Here is a 15,537-nt window from a genome sequence, read left to right on the forward strand (position 1 = left end):
GAATGAACTTTTTGACCCATTCATTTCCTCTGGAAATGGATGGGTCTTTATTTGTTTAGGCGCTCCACAAAAATTTTAGGAGGTTAGATCATCACGACCATTTTATCTATTCAAGGCCTAACCTACTCTTTTCCGGAATCTGAGCAACCCCCTGTATTCGCAGATCTATCCATGGATATCAGGCAAGGGGAATTCGTCTCCGTAGTAGGTGCTAGCGGATGCGGGAAAAGTACATTTTTCAAAACGATTGCCGGTTTACTCGAACCTACTCACGGAAAAATAAAACTCTCTACACACCCGTCAACCGCTAGTCGTTTAGGCCAGATCGCTTATATGCCTCAGCAGGATTTATTGCTGCCTTGGAGGACAGTGCTCGATAACTGCCTTTTGCCTTGGGAGATCAAGCCCAGATTCAATAAACAAGAAACGATCACTCAGATTCGGGAAATGTTGACCCGCTTCGGCTTAGCAGATGTAGAGAAGGCTTATCCCCATGAACTTTCGGGTGGAATGAAACAGCGAGTCGCATTTCTGCGCACCTTAGTGGCTGGAGGCGGAACTGGTCTGATGCTGCTGGATGAGCCCTTTGGCGCTCTCGATGCCATGACCAAACGCGAGATACACCGTTGGCTGTTGGAGTTATGGGGTGAATTGAATCAGACGATTATGCTCATCACTCATGATCTGGAAGAAGCACTATTGCTCAGTGACCGGATTTATTTATTATCTGGCGGTGCGCACAGCGAATTACAGGAGATCGTTGTGGATCTACCAAGGCCAAGACATTATAAGATGAACTATGAACCCCGGTTTATAGCACTACGGGAAGAGTTGGAGCGAAGATTGCATGCAACCTATACCTTTTAAAAAACATCTAGACAACTATGGTCCCTTCCTTCTTCTGGTACTGCTCATTCTTGTAATCTGGGAGTCGGCTGTTCGCCTTCACATGATTCCAGCCTTTATTCTCCCTGCACCTTCCTCTATGGGAATCGCATTGATCGAGCACAGGCAATTATTATTCGGACAGCATTTATTGGCAACGTTACAGGAGATACTGGTGGGTTTTGTCCTTTCTGTTATTTGTGGTGTATTGCTGGGCACTGGAATGTTCCTGTATCGCCCCATAGAAAAGGCCATCTATCCCTTTCTTATCATTAGCCAGACGATCCCATTAATTGCGCTATCCCCCATTTTTATTATGTGGTTCGGATATTCGCTGTGGAGCAAAGTGGCTGTGGTGTTTTTGACGGCTTTTTTTCCAGTCGTAGTGAGTACATATGATGGACTTCGTACAAGTGGCCAGACTTACAAGGACTTATTATTAACATTTGGTGCAAACCGCTGGCAGCTGCTTGTCAAAACCCAAATTCCACTGGCGTTGCCTGCTTTTTTCTCTGGCTTAAAGCTGTCCATTGTATACTGCGTCATCGGAGCTACTATCGGGGAATGGCTCGGCGGCAGTAAAGGACTCGGTTACTTCAGCCGCAGAATGGCCGGAAATATGCAGAGCGATGAAATGTTCGCGGCTGTATTTCTGCTGTCCGCGCTTGGTGTGGTGCTTTTTCTGGCGATAGCTTTACTCGAACAATTATTTTTAAAGAAAAGAGGATCAAACCAATGAATCATTTAAAATCCCCACAACGAGGACTTATTTCTGTATTTCTAGTATGCACACTTTTGCTCTTAAGCAGCTGCGGGAAGGCAGACAAGATAAATAACAACTCCCAAACCGATCCCTCCAATACCGAAAATAAGCAGTCACACAAGCTGACGATTATGCTTGATTGGTATCCCAATGCCGTTCATTCCTTTCTATACGCTGCGCAACAGCAAGGTTTTTTCCAAGAGGAAGGTTTGGATGTCGAGATCAAAATGCCTGCGGACAGCAATGATTCCCTAAAGCTTGTTGCAGCGAATCAAATTGATCTAGCGCTCAGTTATCAGCCTCAGGTACTTATGGCACGCGGCGAGAAAATCCCTGTACGTTCGATTGCAGCAATCGTGCGGCATCCACTGAATCATCTGATGGTTCCTCAGGCTGGCAGTATTCATAGTCCAAAAGAGCTCGCGGGAAAACAAATCGGCTATTCCTCCATTCCGCTCTATGAAGCGATGATTCGGACAATGATCCAGAGTGATGGAGGCGATCCTTCATCCGCCAAGCTGATTGACGTAGGTTTTGACCTCATCCCTGCGATCTCTACTGGACAAGTAGACGCAATAATGGGCGGGTTCATCAACCATGAACAACTAATCCTTGAAAAAGAGGGACATCCGGTCACTTCGCTTAATCCAACGGATTACGGAGTGCCTGACTATTATGAGCTTGTGCTGGTGGCCAGCGAACAAGGATTGCAAAATTCTGAAGCCTACTTTAAAAGATTTCTAAATGCCATTACAAAAGGACAAGAATTTGTGGAGCAGAATCCTGAACAAGCCCTGGATTTACTGGTTGCACATGAAGATGCAACTTCACCGCTCGACAAGGAGATTGAGAAAAAAAGTCTTGAGATTCTGCTGCCGCTGATGAATGCTGGCGATCAATCTTTTGGATATCAAGACCCGACATCTTGGGAAAAGGTTCAGCAGTGGTTATCCACCAACAATCTTCTACCAGAGGATATTAAAGCACAGGAAGCTTTTATCAATCTGTAATTGTTCATACAAGCTTGAGGAGGAATTATGATGAGTTATTTAGCCAAAGTACGGGAATCCAACCCGTTGATCCACAACATCACTAATATTGTGGTAGCCAATTTCTCAGCCAACGGTCTGTTGGCGCTTGGCGCCTCTCCCTTTATGGCGGATGCCCACGAAGAAGTGATCGACATCGCCGCTATGTCGTCTGCTGTAGTTCTAAATATCGGCACACTCAATGATTACGCCATTCAATCTATGTTGCTTGCTGGTAAATCCGCTAATAAACACAGGGTTCCCCTAGTGCTTGACCCGGTAGGTGCAGGCGCAACTTCTTATCGGACCGCTGTCACTCAAAAGCTAGTGAATGAGATGCAAATCACCGCACTGCGGGGGAATGTGGCTGAAGTCGCTAATGTCATTGGGGAGAGTTGGTCCATTAAAGGGGTGGATGCTGGCGAAGGTGAAGGCGATGTAGTCCTTTTGGCTGAAGCTGCTGCGAGGAAGTTAAGCTGTGTGGTCATCATAACTGGAAAAGACGATGTGATCACGAATGGAAAAAACACTTTTATTGCCAGCAACGGTCACCCTATTCTCACGAAGATTACAGGAACTGGCTGTTTACTCAGCGCTGTTGTGGGTGCATTTCTCGCGGTAAGTGGAGGTGCCTCGTTGGAGGCCGCAGTGGAAGCCCTCTCCTTCTATGGAGTAGCAGCTGAAATCGCCGCTGAACTAACGACTGGTCAAGGGCCGGGAAGCTTTCAGGTTGAGTTTCTAAATCAACTGACATGGGTCACGCCAGAAGTCTTCCTAGAAAGATCCAGCATCAAACAGCTCAGTTAATGACCCTCGAAGGAGTGAATTCGATGATTATATCCAAAGCTCTAACCATTGCCGGCTCCGATAGCGGCGGTGGTGCTGGCATTCAGGCCGATCTAAAAACCTTTCAGGAGCTTTCTGTCTATGGCATGTCCGTCCTCACAGCTGTGACAGCGCAGAATACGCTGGGTGTCCAAGGGGTTTATCCAGTGACTCTGGACGCCATAATTCAGCAGCTTGATTCTATAGGATTTGACCTGCAACCAGATGCCGTAAAGACCGGGATGTTATTTAACAGTGACATCATCCGCATTGTGGCAGATAAAATTAAGCATTACGGCTGGTCTAATCTTGTAATTGATCCTGTGATGGTCGCTAAAGGAGGGTCCACACTGCTGCTGCAGGAGGCAGTTCAATCCTTAGTCAGCCATCTGCTGCCCTTAGCATTGGTGACGACACCCAATATTCCCGAAGCCGAAATAATCACAAAGATGACGATCACCACCATCGAAGAACGCAAAAAAGCGGCCAAAATCATTCATGGCATGGGCTCCAAATATGTAGTGCTAAAAGGGGGACATGATACCTCGACCACAGCCGTAACCGATCTTCTATATGATGGTGACGAATATACCTTATTGGAGAGTAACCGGATTCAGACCAGACATACGCATGGTACAGGCTGCACCTATTCAGCAGCAGTCACCGCCCAGCTAGCCAAAGGCAAATCCGTAGCAGAGGCCATTCAAACTGCCAAAGCATTTATACAAGCGGCGATCGAGGACGAGCTGGGCATAGGGGCTGGGCATGGACCAACCAATCATTTTGCTTATCAGAACAGACTGCGAGGGATAAACAGTGCAACGAATGAACAGTGAACATCTGCGAGATCTATTAAAAGTCTATTTCATTATGGGCAGCGTAAATTGCCGTAAAGCTCCAGTTAAGGTGCTGCAGGAAGCGGTTGCTGGGGGCATAACCATGTTTCAATTCCGTGAAAAGGGTATCGGATCCTTAAGCGATAAGGCGCGACTTAATCTTGGGAGACGACTTCAAAAGATTTGTCATGCCAATGGCGTGCCCTTTATCGTGAATGACGACATTGATTTAGCGATCGCGCTTGATGCGGACGGAATTCATGTAGGACAGGAGGATACACCTGCATTGGCAATCCGCCAGCTACTTGGAGAGAATAAAATCATTGGTGTATCCGCTCACTCCTTCGCTGAAGCTCAGCAGGCGATTGCCGATGGAGCCGACTATCTGGGCGTGGGTCCCATTTATCCTACGTCATCCAAGGAGGATGCCAAAGCTGTTCAAGGCACTGCGATTATTGAAGAACTAAGAAATAAAGGCATTACCATCCCTTTGGTTGGCATTGGGGGAATCACACTGCAAAATGTTGCACCAGTATTAGCAGCTGGTGCGGATGGGATCTCTGTTATCTCAGCGATTGCCGGAGCTGAAGATATTACAACAACTGCCAGAGGCTTTGTTGACAAAGTCAGTTTAAGCGGGTCATAAGCTCATACAGCTCTTCACTGCTTAAATGTCGCCATTGTCCCAGCTCCAAGCCGTCTAATGTAATATTCATAATTCTTATGCGCTCCAGCTTTAGTACTCTATATCCTAACTCCTTGCACATTCTGCGTATTTGCAGATTAAGACCTTGAGTTAGGATAATTCTAAACTGACATTCTGTGATCCGATAGACCTCACAAGGTTTCGTTGTGACTCCAAGAATGTTCACGCCGCTAGACATCGCTTGTAAGAATTCTGACGTAACCGGTTTGTCTACATGAACTACATATTCTTTTTCATGCCCATTCTCGGAACGCATCATTTTATTTACGATCTCTCCATCGTTGGTTAACAAAATGAGGCCTTCCGAGTTTTTATCTAATCTGCCGATCGCAAAGATCCGTGAAGGATACCCCACAAAATCAATAATGTTCCCAGCCACATGTGGGGCTGCTGTACAGGTAATGCCTATCGGCTTATTCAAAGCGAGATACACTGGCTCCCCTTTACTGCTTGTTATCGGCTCCCCATCGATCCATACGATATCCTCTGGCTCTATAAGAATGTTCGCCTCACAGACAATGCCGTTCACAGCGATTCGACCTGCTGCAATTAATCGCTTGGTTTCCCTTCTGGAACAAAAGCCTGTTTCGCTTATATATTTATCGATTCTCACTGCTGATCCTACTTTCTCTCTATATACTTACATCTGGTCATAAAAAAACACCTGATTTTAACGATCAAAATCAGATGTTAACCTTCAGGAATAATCCAGTTTAAGGGAGCTATTTGGTGCTTCCGCTTTTTTTCACGTTACTGCCCTTGCTTCCACCTGCACCTTTAGCACCTGGACCCGTCGTTGGGTCACCTTTTGCAGGTTTAACTGGTTTTGCTGTTTTGTTCCAGCGTGTCCAGCCTTTACTCCCCGTACCTCTGCCTGTGCCGCCACCTTTACTTTTTGCACCCATCATATCACTCCGTCAGTCATTCAGAATTCGTATAGTTTATACACTTTACCTATCTTACCACACTCTCAACCTTTCTGTTTAAGTAATAACAAATGCTTCATCTAACTAGCCACTGTTTAGAATTTAGCATCTTTATTCATTTCATGAATATCAAAGATATCCTGATGTATTTCGATGGCGATGACGGTGTCCTCTTTTTCAAAAAATTGCACATGTCCTAACCGCTTGTCCTCCAGCTCTATCCATCCAGCATCGTTTAATTTATTAAAATAGCCGTCAGGCCGATAAAGACCTTGTTCTCCCCCTATATTATCCAACTCGTACTTTGCTCCAATTTTTATATTAGGGTTATTTGAATTTGTTATCACTTCGATTTCTTTGGCATTCTTCGGAATAGGAATTTCGGCATTTATAGAGGACACTCCATACTCTTGTTCCTCTTGAGCTGACGATGTACAACCGCTTGTAAACAGGATTAATGGTAACCATATAAAAGCTAATAAATATTTATTCAAAGGTATCCTCTCCTTCCATAACTTATTTTACCAAATTTAAAATTAAAATAAAAAAACCCCACCAAAGACTAAGCTTTGATGAGGTGTCTATTCACATCAGCTTTGCAGCTCATGCATGGACTTATTTCGGTTGAATATAACCTTCTGCTTTCAGAAGCTCAGCGATCAACACAGCACCGCCAGCTGCTCCGCGCAGGGTGTTATGGGAGAGACCTACGAATTTGTAATCATAGAGGGCATCTTCCCGAAGTCTGCCCGTCGATACGCCCATTCCGTTCTCAATATCACGATCCAGCTTGGTCTGTGGACGATTGTCCTCTTCAAAATAGGTAATGAACTGTTTAGGTGCGCTAGGCAGTTCAAGCTCCTGAGGACGTCCTTTAAAGCTCTTCCAGAGATTCAGAATCTCTTCTTTGGACGGTTTCTTCTCAAAAGAAACAAATACAGCAGCCATATGTCCATCCGCTACAGGCACACGGATACACTGCGAAGTAATCGTTGGCGCTTCACTCTTTACGATACCCTCTTCTTGAACGCTTCCCCAGATCCGCAAAGGCTCTTGCTCGCTTTTCTCTTCTTCGCCACCGATATAAGGAATCACGTTGTCCAGCATTTCTGGCCAATCTGCAAAAGTCTTTCCTGCACCAGAAATGGCTTGGTAGGTGGTGACCACCACTTTAGAAGGATTAAAGTCTTTGAGCGCATGAAGTGCAGGCACATAACTTTGAATGGAGCAGTTAGGTTTAACCGCAATGAAACCTGTCTCTGTTCCCAGACGTTTTCTTTGCTGTGCAATAACCTCAAGATGCTCCGGATTAATCTCAGGAATGACCATAGGCACGTCAGGCGTCCAGCGATGCGCTGAGTTATTGGAGATTACTGGCGTTCCGGTGCGCGCGTAAGCTTCTTCGAGCGCTTTAATCTCATCTTTTTTCATGTCTACAGCACAAAAAATCAAATCCACGTCCGCAGCAACTTCTTCTACCTTAGAAGCATCTTGGACCATAATATTCTTTACGTTCTCAGGCATTGGAGTAGATAACTTCCATCTGCCCTTGGCCGATTCTTCATACGTTTTTCCAGCAGATCTAGCACTGGCAGCAATCGCAGTTACTTCAAACCAAGGATGATTCTCTAGAAGGGCAATAAAACGTTGTCCTACCATACCTGTGCCGCCAACTATGCCGGCTCTTAGCTTTCTTGACATCAGAAAATACACTTCCTTTTGATTAACTGTCCTATTGTGGATAATAGGCCGATAATTAATGATATACGGCGCGGGAACATTTGGCGAGTGTTAACATCAAAATAACATTAAAAATTTTATTTTTAGCGGATTATATTGAATTTCACTAATGCTAATAAAAGAAATAGCTGCACTCAGTACAATTATAAGTATATTTTCTGCTTAGACAACTCTTTAACTGCATTCTCTACAACTATTTCCCCGCAAAATAATGGAAATGCCCTCTAAGCGAACTTTTAGATGTAAGAAATGCAACTAAATCGCATCTGACGAGCATTTTATAGCATATAGTTGTAGGAAATACATCTATTTGCGATTGGTGAGCATAAATTAGGAATCAGCGCTCTGCGATCAGCGATTAGCAATCAGCGCTCTGCGATTAGCAATCAGCAATCGGCGATCAGCGATCAGCGATCAGCGATTAGCAATCGGCGATCAGCGATCAGCGATCAGCAATCAGTGATTAGCGTTTACGTTTACAAGCTGCTTCAGCCAACTAATCGTTTCTTACCCCCGCTCACTTAAACCAACCTTTTTCCTTAAATCGAGTGATCGCCTCGATGCGGTTACCTACATCCAGCTTATCTAGTATAACAGAGATGTAATTCCGGACTGTTCCCGTGGTAATGTACAATTGGCTGGCGATCTCTTTTGTATTTTTACCGTCGGCAATGAGTCCAAGTACTTCCTTCTCGCGCTGAGTCAGAGGATTAACTTCACCGCTGTAGGCTTCATCCATTAGCTCCGGTGCATACATGCGTCGGCCTGCCATCACATTACGTATCGAAAGTGCCAGTTCTTCGCTAGGACTGTCTTTCAGCAAATAAGCGTGAACTCCCGCCTTGAGCGCACGTTCGAAATATCCCGCACGGGCAAAGGTGGTTAATATCATCGTTTTGCAGCCGCTATTCTTCAGCGCTTCCGCAGCGTCGAGACCACTCATCGCTGGCATTTCAATATCCATAATACAGATATCCGGCTTATGCTGCTGAACCATCGCTACAGCTTCTTCCCCGTTGCTTGCCCGGCCCACTACCTTCATATCCTCTTCTAAATCCAACAAAGATGCCAGCGCTCCAAGGAGCATCCGCTGATCCTCAGCGATTACAATCTTAATCATTATAAGGTTACCTCCTGTTCCGGATGCTTAAATGCATTAGGGACCTTAATCACGATCGTAGTTCCCCCATCTTGCACGATATCCATACAGCCATTCACAAATTCAAGACGTTCCCGCATGCCTTGCAGCCCATGTCCTTTAAAATAAAGATCATTGCCCGGGATGCCGGTTCCATCATCTTTCACTTTAATGATCAGATCTGTACGCGTAGGTTCGATGATAATTGAGCAGGATTGTGCATTACTATGCTTCACAACATTTGTGACAGCTTCCTTAATACACATGCTGAGCACATTCTCCGTAATCAATGAAGTGTTAGAAAGTTTAGGATTGCCTTGCAAAACATAATCGATCTCCGCAGCCGCAAGAAACTGCTGAATATGAACGAGCTCGTCTTCAAGGCGAATGCCACGCATTCGCGTAATCATCTCCCGGACCTCTTTCAGTGCACTTCTCGCCGTCTGGCGTACATCATTGATCTCGGCTTTTGCTTGCGTCGGATTACTGTCGATAAGCTTTCCTGCCAAATCACTTTTCAGACCAATTAACGAAAGCTTCTGACCTAATGTATCGTGTAGATCACGTGAAATCCGCTGGCGTTCCTCGAGCTTAACCAATTCAGAGATTCGCTTATTAGCATCCTCCAATTGGTCTTGTAGCTTCCCTTGATTATTGCGGTTATAGGTACTGATTGGCAGCAGGATCACTGCAATCATACTGACAAGCACAAACGGAAGCTGGCTGATAAATACGGGATTACGCGACAGCAGCTCATAGTTGATCGTAATAATCGTAGTCAGCAAATGAATGGAGTATAGGGTGAAAAACCCTACTCGATTCTGGATATTCCCAATAAAAAAGGCTAAAAAAAGCGCAAAATACATATATCCAAACAACAACGTCATCGTTATAGAGACAAGTATCTGCACGCTCGTCCAAAAATAAACTAACCAACCCTTGGAGACAAAAGAAAGCACATAACAAACAAAAAACACAGCGATCATCAAGATTCCCGAAACTACCTGGTAGGGAGAGGAGGACCGAAAGATGAAATAAAACGGTAGAATATAAAATACGACCCATACATAAGGGCTAAGACCTGTACTTTTATGAAAAATATGATGCCACTTCTGCATGTTCGCTCTCCTTTTTGCCATATGCCACTCACCCTATTCTAGCATAAATCCGGTAAAATCCGGTGAACCACAACGATAAAGAGAAAAAAGATTAGAGCGCGAATGAGTTCTCCGGCTCTAACCTTCCATTTTGCTGCTATTTGATTACAATGTGGACCATTATTCTCCCTGGAGTCTGGGCTTATGAACTTGCAGGACCTCGCCTGCTGTTTTAGGTTTATTTAATATGGACTTCATCTCTTTGAAACTGATGAAACGTTTATTTTCCTCATCCCAAAGACGGAAGTGAAGAGCCTTCAAGCTGGTACCAATCGTAATCGTTGTTGCTTTTTGTAGCGGTGGAGTCGCGTTATGCGCTTTTTCCAAATTATAGTTTGGCACCTTTGGACTTAAATGATGCACATGGTGGAAGCCGATGTTGCCCGTAATCCATTGCAGCACCTTCGGCAGCTTATAATATGAGCTGCCTTCAACCGCGGCCATCACATAACTCCATTCGGATTCATTCTCGAAATAAGAGTCTTCAAACTGATGTTGGACGTAGAACAACCATATGCCGAGAAACCCTGATACAAATGCTACAGGCAGCTGCACCATAAGAAATGCCTGCCAGCCAATAGCCCATATCAACAAGCCATAAAGGGCTGCGATTGAAATATTCGTCAAATAGGTATTCATCCGCTCTTTGCGTCTAGCACCTTTAACATTAAAACGATACTGAATCATAAAAACAGCAATCGGTCCAAGACCAAACATCACGATGGGATTGCGGTAAATCCGGTAATATAGACGTTTCCAGAAGGAAGCTGCTGCATATTCATCGACCGTCATAATCCAAATATCGCCGATCCCTCTTTTATCGAGATTACTGGAGCTGGCGTGGTGAATGGAATGACTATGTTTCCACTGCCGATAAGGAACCAGTGTCAGTACACCTGTGATCGTTCCGATAATATCATTCGCTTTACGATTCTTAAAAAACGATCCATGTGTGCAATCATGAAAAATAATAAAAGTTCGAATTACAAATCCTGCTGCAGGAATAGCTAACAGAAGGGTGAGCCAATAGGAAACGGATAAAGAGAAATAAGCTCCGCCCCATAACAGCACAAGTGGTCCTAAAGTATTGATGAGCTGTCTTATACTTGCGTTGCGGTCATTTTTCTCGTAAGGGGCTACACTCTTTTTAAGGCTGGAGAGCTGTGATGTCTGTTTTGTAGTCATCTATATCGTTTCCTCCTTGATGTGTCCGGCTAAGGATCTTTTCATCTACTCTAAGTATAGGCGATGAAGTATCATCCTATAAGTCATAAACATCAAGTAGAGAGTATGACAAATGTCATACTCTCATTCTAATCAATTTCCGTCAGCATTGCAGCCAACATCCATCTTCCTTCACTTCATATTGACCTTTGATCTCACCAATTCCATTAAGGATTAACGAATCTTTATTAAAAGTTGGAGGTTCATCTAATACTAAGTGCAGTTTATTAATATTTCGAAGGTCAGCTTTATAGTAGCTAATCACTGGCTTTTCCAGAAAATACTCCGCATCATTGATTTGGATTCGTAAATTATTCTTATGAATACATTTCTCATCTCCACCAATAATACCCATAGGATTAAAACCCGTAGATTTTATATCTCCTTCAATATACAGGTGGTACCCTTCAAGGCTGATAAAATCAATGAATTCCTTCTCCCTGATTGTTTTGACCGATTGCATAATATCTTCCGTTTCTTTGCTGATGGATATCTCCTCGAAGGGAATGATGACTTGATCCACAAATTGCTTAAAAAACGCATATAAACTTAACTCCGACTTCATAAACTCTTCTTTCCAATCGGTGCGAAGCTCATCCAGCAGCAAACATATAAACAGTCCAGAACCATAGCAGCTTCTTCTAATATTTGCCGATGATTCAAGTTCATCTATTAAATACGAACTGAACTTCTGCAATACCTCCTCATTAGGAAGTGTGGATTTCTCGGCATAGGCATTTAATTCAACATACCAAGCGGGTCCTTCCAGCGTTTCAATAAGATATTCATTTAGCACGTACTCCCCGAGCAGCTGTTCTCTTTGTTGACGTAAGGCAATAAATCTGTACATTGCTTGATTACGCTCTTCAATAGTAGCTGCCATTACACTAAGATATAAATGATGTCTTTCTTGAATCCGCAATTCCATATTTTCGAGGGATAAAGGGTAGGTAATCATCAATAATTCATCTGCATAACGTTCATCTCCCATCAGGAATTGATAACCGTGAAATAATTCGTGTACACAAATGGCGTACAAGTCTTCGAATTCTTCATGTAATTCCAGATTAACGATGGCTGTAGGGTGATCCTCATATAAAATGATTGTATCTCCTGAGAATTCATTACTCCAAGGAAGCAAATGTGGATGATATCCTACCGTTTTAAATTTGGGATGATTGTACAGATACACGTTATCCTTATTATAAAATGCAAAAGAAACAGCCTCGAATCCTTTCCAATATTTCTGCAGCTTATGGTTCGTTAAACACTTAACAATCATCTCCAAATGAAATTCCATCCCTTACCTCCTTGTTAATGGATCTGCTTAGTATGCTCTTCTCGGTATTCTGTTGGTGTTTGACCACTAGCCTTTTTAAAAACCTGTGTAAAATAACGCGGGTCCTGATAACCGACGAGAGGAGCTATCTGATACACTTTTACGTTGCTGCTCTGCAAAATATACTTCGCCCTCTCCATCCGGCAGTGTGTAACATACTCCAAAAAGGTATAGCCCGTTATTTGTTTATATAAAGTACAGAAATGACTGATACTGAGATCAGCCAGCTCCGCTACTTCCTCAATACTCAAATCTTTATGGTAATTACTCTCAATATAACGTTTCGCTTTCTCGATGGCGCTACGCGTATCCTCGCGATTCACAGGCTTGTTCCCTTGCTCCAATCGCACACCAAACTCTTCTTTCAGAGCAGAGATCACTTCATTTAAAGTGCCAAGATTGTGCATCTTGCTAAGCAATCCATGTAAAGACCAATCTGAATTTATATTCAAATACTCATAATTTCTATACAACACAACGATCATTTCAACAAGAAGACGTTCAGCCATATCCTTAGGAACAGCTTGTGACTCAATAAATAAAGCAAGCTCATCAAATAAAGACCACATCCGGTCTCTATTTAAGGTACGTATACTTTCAATCAGCGCGGTTTCCAGCTCTTTGGGGTATTTCACCTCTTTACTGCTAGGGAACGATATCTCTTCATCAATAAAGACCCCGGCAAGACCCGAATAGAACCGTTGATATAAGGCCTTCGCAGCCAGAGGGTAAACCGTACTTAATTGATCAATGCCTTGTGTGGTGCGGCTGATGCCTACGGAACAAGACTGCTTGGAGTATCTCTTGATCCCCGCTATCAAATGTTCACCAAGTTCTCTCCTGCTGGCGCTTAAAGATCCAGGGAACAGTAGTATCCACTCTCCATTATGAAACGGGAAAACCGTCAGCACTCCATGTTCCAGTGACCATTCTTCCACAATATTGCGGATTGCAAACAGCCATAGCCGTTTTTCTTCTACACTCCATTGATTGCTCAGTGTGGAGTAATCATCTAACTGGACAACAGCCATGAAATATCCGCTCTCCAGTTCACTGTTCTCCAGCCATTTCAGATGCTCAAGCGGCCTTGCATTTCCCAAAGTGATTTCTGCAAACAGACGTTCACGTGCAAGCAGTGACAGCATCTGCACAGAATGAATCAGCTGATCATTTTGCTTCTGTTCATCCAGCTTGGTTCTCGCGCGGTTTAACATTTCAACCAGTTCATCATGATCGATCGGCTTCAATAAATAATCAAATGCGCCTTGACGTAATGCTTCTCTTGCATATTCGAACTCTCCGTACCCGCTTATAAAAATAAACACCAGCTTCGGATTTTTAGACAATACTTCCTTCATCAACGTAATCCCGTCAATTACGGGCATGCGAATATCACTAATCACGATATGTGGTGAAGTGTCTTCTATTAAGCGAAGAGCTAATTCTCCATTTCGTGCCTCTCCCACAATCTCCATCTGAAGATCATTCCATGGAATGGCTGCTTTTAAGCTACGAAGAATAATCGGCTCATCATCCACGATTATTACTTTATATTTCTCTTGTAACTCATCCATTTCCTGCACCTCCAGGATCATTGTACACTTGAGCTTTGGATCAAATTCCAATATTGAATGGAGGATGCCTGCACTTGCTTTAACGCTTGCTCAGCAGACATTTCTCCGTTAATCATCTGTTCTATAACACTCAGGAACGTTTTTTTCACTTCTGGTGACAATACATTATCATAAGGGACAAAGCTCTTGCGGTTAACTTCCATCATATTCATGACTTGCGCGAATACGGGTCCTGTCTTCTCAGGATCAAAGGCGATGCGCATGGACGGAATTCTCAACCCTTCATATACAATCCGTGTCTGAACCTCCTGGGTGTAAAAAGCTTTCATGAGATCGAGCGCAGCCTCCCGCTTCGCTCCGCTTAGTTCGGAGGAAAGGCCGATGCCAAATGTATAACCGCCGGCTATCGAAGGTTGTTCCCCCTTCTTCAATGTGGGAAACGGAATAACACCTACCTCATTTTGAAAATCCGTAGGAGCAGCTGCGCCGGCAAATAAATTGATATCCCAGTTTCCGTTTAGATACATCGCAGCCTTGCCGCTCGTAAATAGTCCCACCGCATTTTCTGTGGATAACACATTCGATTTCGTGCTGAAGGCACCTTCTTTAATCCATTGCTCCAAGTGCTGAAAAGCCTTTAAATAGGCCTCATTCTGAAAGCTGGCTTGATCTTCACCAGTGATCAGCTTCTCGATCAACTCGGCGCCGGCATAACGATCCATTAAATAATGTGCAAAAATTCCTGCGGGCCAACGATCCTCGTTGCCAAGTGCAAATGGAATATACCCTGCCGACTTCAGCTTTAGTATGGCAGCATCAAGCTCTTGCAGCGTTTCTGGCGGCTTCAAACCCAGCTTTTCGAATATGGTTTTATTAAAATATAAGGGTTCAGCATTCCCTTCAATAGGCAAGCCATAAATATGGTTGTCAAAGGTCCAGAGATCCAGATCCTTGAATTGATTGGTCAGCGCATTCTCCCTGACGAAATCAGTCAGATCAATCAGGCGCTTAGAGCGCACATATGGCTCAATTTCCGCTCCACCGAACAAAACAAACATATCTGGCGGGGTGCCAGTAACCATCTCGTTCTTCAGCTTTTGATCACGGTGCAACGTCTGATCTAAACCTTCAAAGTTAACTTTCACATTTGGATGTTCTGACTGATATTTGTCCACGATATCTTCATAAATAGTCAACAATGGCCGATCATGCTCTTTAATCCAGAAATGACGGAAAGTTAATGTGATTTTTTCTGGTGAATCATCTTCAATGGGTTCTTGCTTTCCTAAAGTTATAAATAAAACAGCACCCGAAATCAGCACTAGATATAACCACATCCAGCCCCATTTCAATAACCATTTTTTGATAACAATCTCCCCCTTCTTTCCGCACGGTC

General features: G+C 43.8%; 16 protein-coding genes. 6 read left to right on the top strand and 10 right to left on the bottom strand.

Annotated features, from left to right (window positions below):
• The first annotated feature begins 171 nt into the window (after positions 1 to 171).
• Genes MHH49_RS28245 through thiE form a run of 6 tightly spaced genes read left to right on the top strand, consistent with a single transcriptional unit; the run spans position 172 to position 4,983 of the window.
• On the top strand, positions 172 to 867 hold the full coding sequence (locus tag MHH49_RS28245) for an ABC transporter ATP-binding protein (RefSeq protein ID WP_169744765.1): 696 nt from the start codon (positions 172 to 174) through the stop codon (positions 865 to 867).
• Positions 848 to 1,624, top strand: coding sequence for an ABC transporter permease (locus MHH49_RS28250; protein ID WP_081382643.1), 777 nt, complete (start codon positions 848 to 850; stop codon positions 1,622 to 1,624). The genes MHH49_RS28245 and MHH49_RS28250 overlap by 20 nt, the downstream gene beginning before the upstream one ends.
• Positions 1,621 to 2,658: an ABC transporter substrate-binding protein gene (locus tag MHH49_RS28255; protein WP_036686304.1), complete on the top strand. Its 1,038-nt coding sequence runs from the start codon at positions 1,621 to 1,623 to the stop codon at positions 2,656 to 2,658. Before MHH49_RS28250 ends, MHH49_RS28255 begins: the two co-directional genes overlap by 4 nt.
• 30 nt (positions 2,659 to 2,688) lie before the next feature.
• Complete coding sequence (gene thiM, locus MHH49_RS28260) at positions 2,689 to 3,483, top strand: hydroxyethylthiazole kinase (RefSeq protein WP_036686302.1); 795 nt, start codon at positions 2,689 to 2,691, stop codon at positions 3,481 to 3,483.
• Positions 3,484 to 3,506: 23 nt separating this feature from the next.
• Positions 3,507 to 4,337: a bifunctional hydroxymethylpyrimidine kinase/phosphomethylpyrimidine kinase gene (gene thiD / locus MHH49_RS28265; RefSeq protein WP_179087077.1), complete on the top strand. Its 831-nt coding sequence runs from the start codon at positions 3,507 to 3,509 to the stop codon at positions 4,335 to 4,337.
• Complete coding sequence (gene thiE / locus MHH49_RS28270) at positions 4,327 to 4,983, top strand: thiamine phosphate synthase (protein WP_036686300.1); 657 nt, start codon at positions 4,327 to 4,329, stop codon at positions 4,981 to 4,983. The genes thiD and thiE overlap by 11 nt, the downstream gene beginning before the upstream one ends.
• On the opposite strand, the gene MHH49_RS28275 is transcribed toward thiE, so the two are convergent.
• From MHH49_RS28275 to MHH49_RS28320, 10 genes are all read right to left on the bottom strand, one after another.
• A complete protein-coding gene (locus MHH49_RS28275) occupies positions 4,964 to 5,656 on the bottom strand; it encodes a pseudouridine synthase (protein WP_036686298.1) in 693 nt (230 codons plus the stop codon). The two genes, thiE and MHH49_RS28275, sit on opposite strands and share 20 nt — an antisense overlap.
• A 109-nt stretch (positions 5,657 to 5,765) precedes the next feature.
• A complete protein-coding gene (locus MHH49_RS28280; protein WP_036686296.1) occupies positions 5,766 to 5,948 on the bottom strand; it encodes a DUF3934 family protein in 183 nt (60 codons plus the stop codon).
• Positions 5,949 to 6,064: 116 nt separating this feature from the next.
• Positions 6,065 to 6,463 (bottom strand): hypothetical protein, encoded by a 399-nt coding sequence (locus MHH49_RS28285; RefSeq protein WP_036686294.1) that lies wholly within the window; start codon positions 6,461 to 6,463, stop codon positions 6,065 to 6,067.
• Positions 6,464 to 6,584: 121 nt separating this feature from the next.
• Positions 6,585 to 7,670 carry an aspartate-semialdehyde dehydrogenase gene (gene asd / locus MHH49_RS28290; RefSeq protein ID WP_036686293.1) on the bottom strand — a complete coding sequence of 362 codons (1,086 nt, stop codon included), beginning with the start codon at positions 7,668 to 7,670 and terminating at the stop codon, positions 6,585 to 6,587.
• 556 nt (positions 7,671 to 8,226) lie between these two features.
• Positions 8,227 to 8,829, bottom strand: a complete 603-nt coding sequence (locus tag MHH49_RS28295) for a response regulator transcription factor (RefSeq protein ID WP_036686291.1) — start codon at positions 8,827 to 8,829, stop codon at positions 8,227 to 8,229.
• On the bottom strand, positions 8,829 to 9,965 hold the full coding sequence (locus MHH49_RS28300) for a sensor histidine kinase (protein WP_036686290.1): 1,137 nt from the start codon (positions 9,963 to 9,965) through the stop codon (positions 8,829 to 8,831). Before MHH49_RS28300 ends, MHH49_RS28295 begins: the two co-directional genes overlap by 1 nt.
• A 159-nt stretch (positions 9,966 to 10,124) precedes the next feature.
• Positions 10,125 to 11,189 carry a fatty acid desaturase gene (locus tag MHH49_RS28305; protein WP_036686288.1) on the bottom strand — a complete coding sequence of 355 codons (1,065 nt, stop codon included), beginning with the start codon at positions 11,187 to 11,189 and terminating at the stop codon, positions 10,125 to 10,127.
• Positions 11,190 to 11,331: 142 nt separating this feature from the next.
• Entirely contained in the window at positions 11,332 to 12,528 is a 1,197-nt protein-coding gene (locus MHH49_RS28310) for a hypothetical protein (RefSeq protein WP_036686286.1), read from the bottom strand.
• Positions 12,529 to 12,542: 14 nt separating this feature from the next.
• Entirely contained in the window at positions 12,543 to 14,141 is a 1,599-nt protein-coding gene (locus MHH49_RS28315) for a response regulator (protein WP_036686284.1), read from the bottom strand.
• A gap of 17 nt (positions 14,142 to 14,158) precedes the next feature.
• Positions 14,159 to 15,478 carry an ABC transporter substrate-binding protein gene (locus MHH49_RS28320; protein WP_036686593.1) on the bottom strand — a complete coding sequence of 440 codons (1,320 nt, stop codon included), beginning with the start codon at positions 15,476 to 15,478 and terminating at the stop codon, positions 14,159 to 14,161.
• Positions 15,479 to 15,537 lie beyond the last annotated feature (59 nt).

This window comes from Paenibacillus sp. FSL F4-0122, assembly GCF_038002845.1.
Lineage (GTDB): Bacteria > Bacillota > Bacilli > Paenibacillales > Paenibacillaceae > Paenibacillus_AQ > Paenibacillus_AQ odorifer.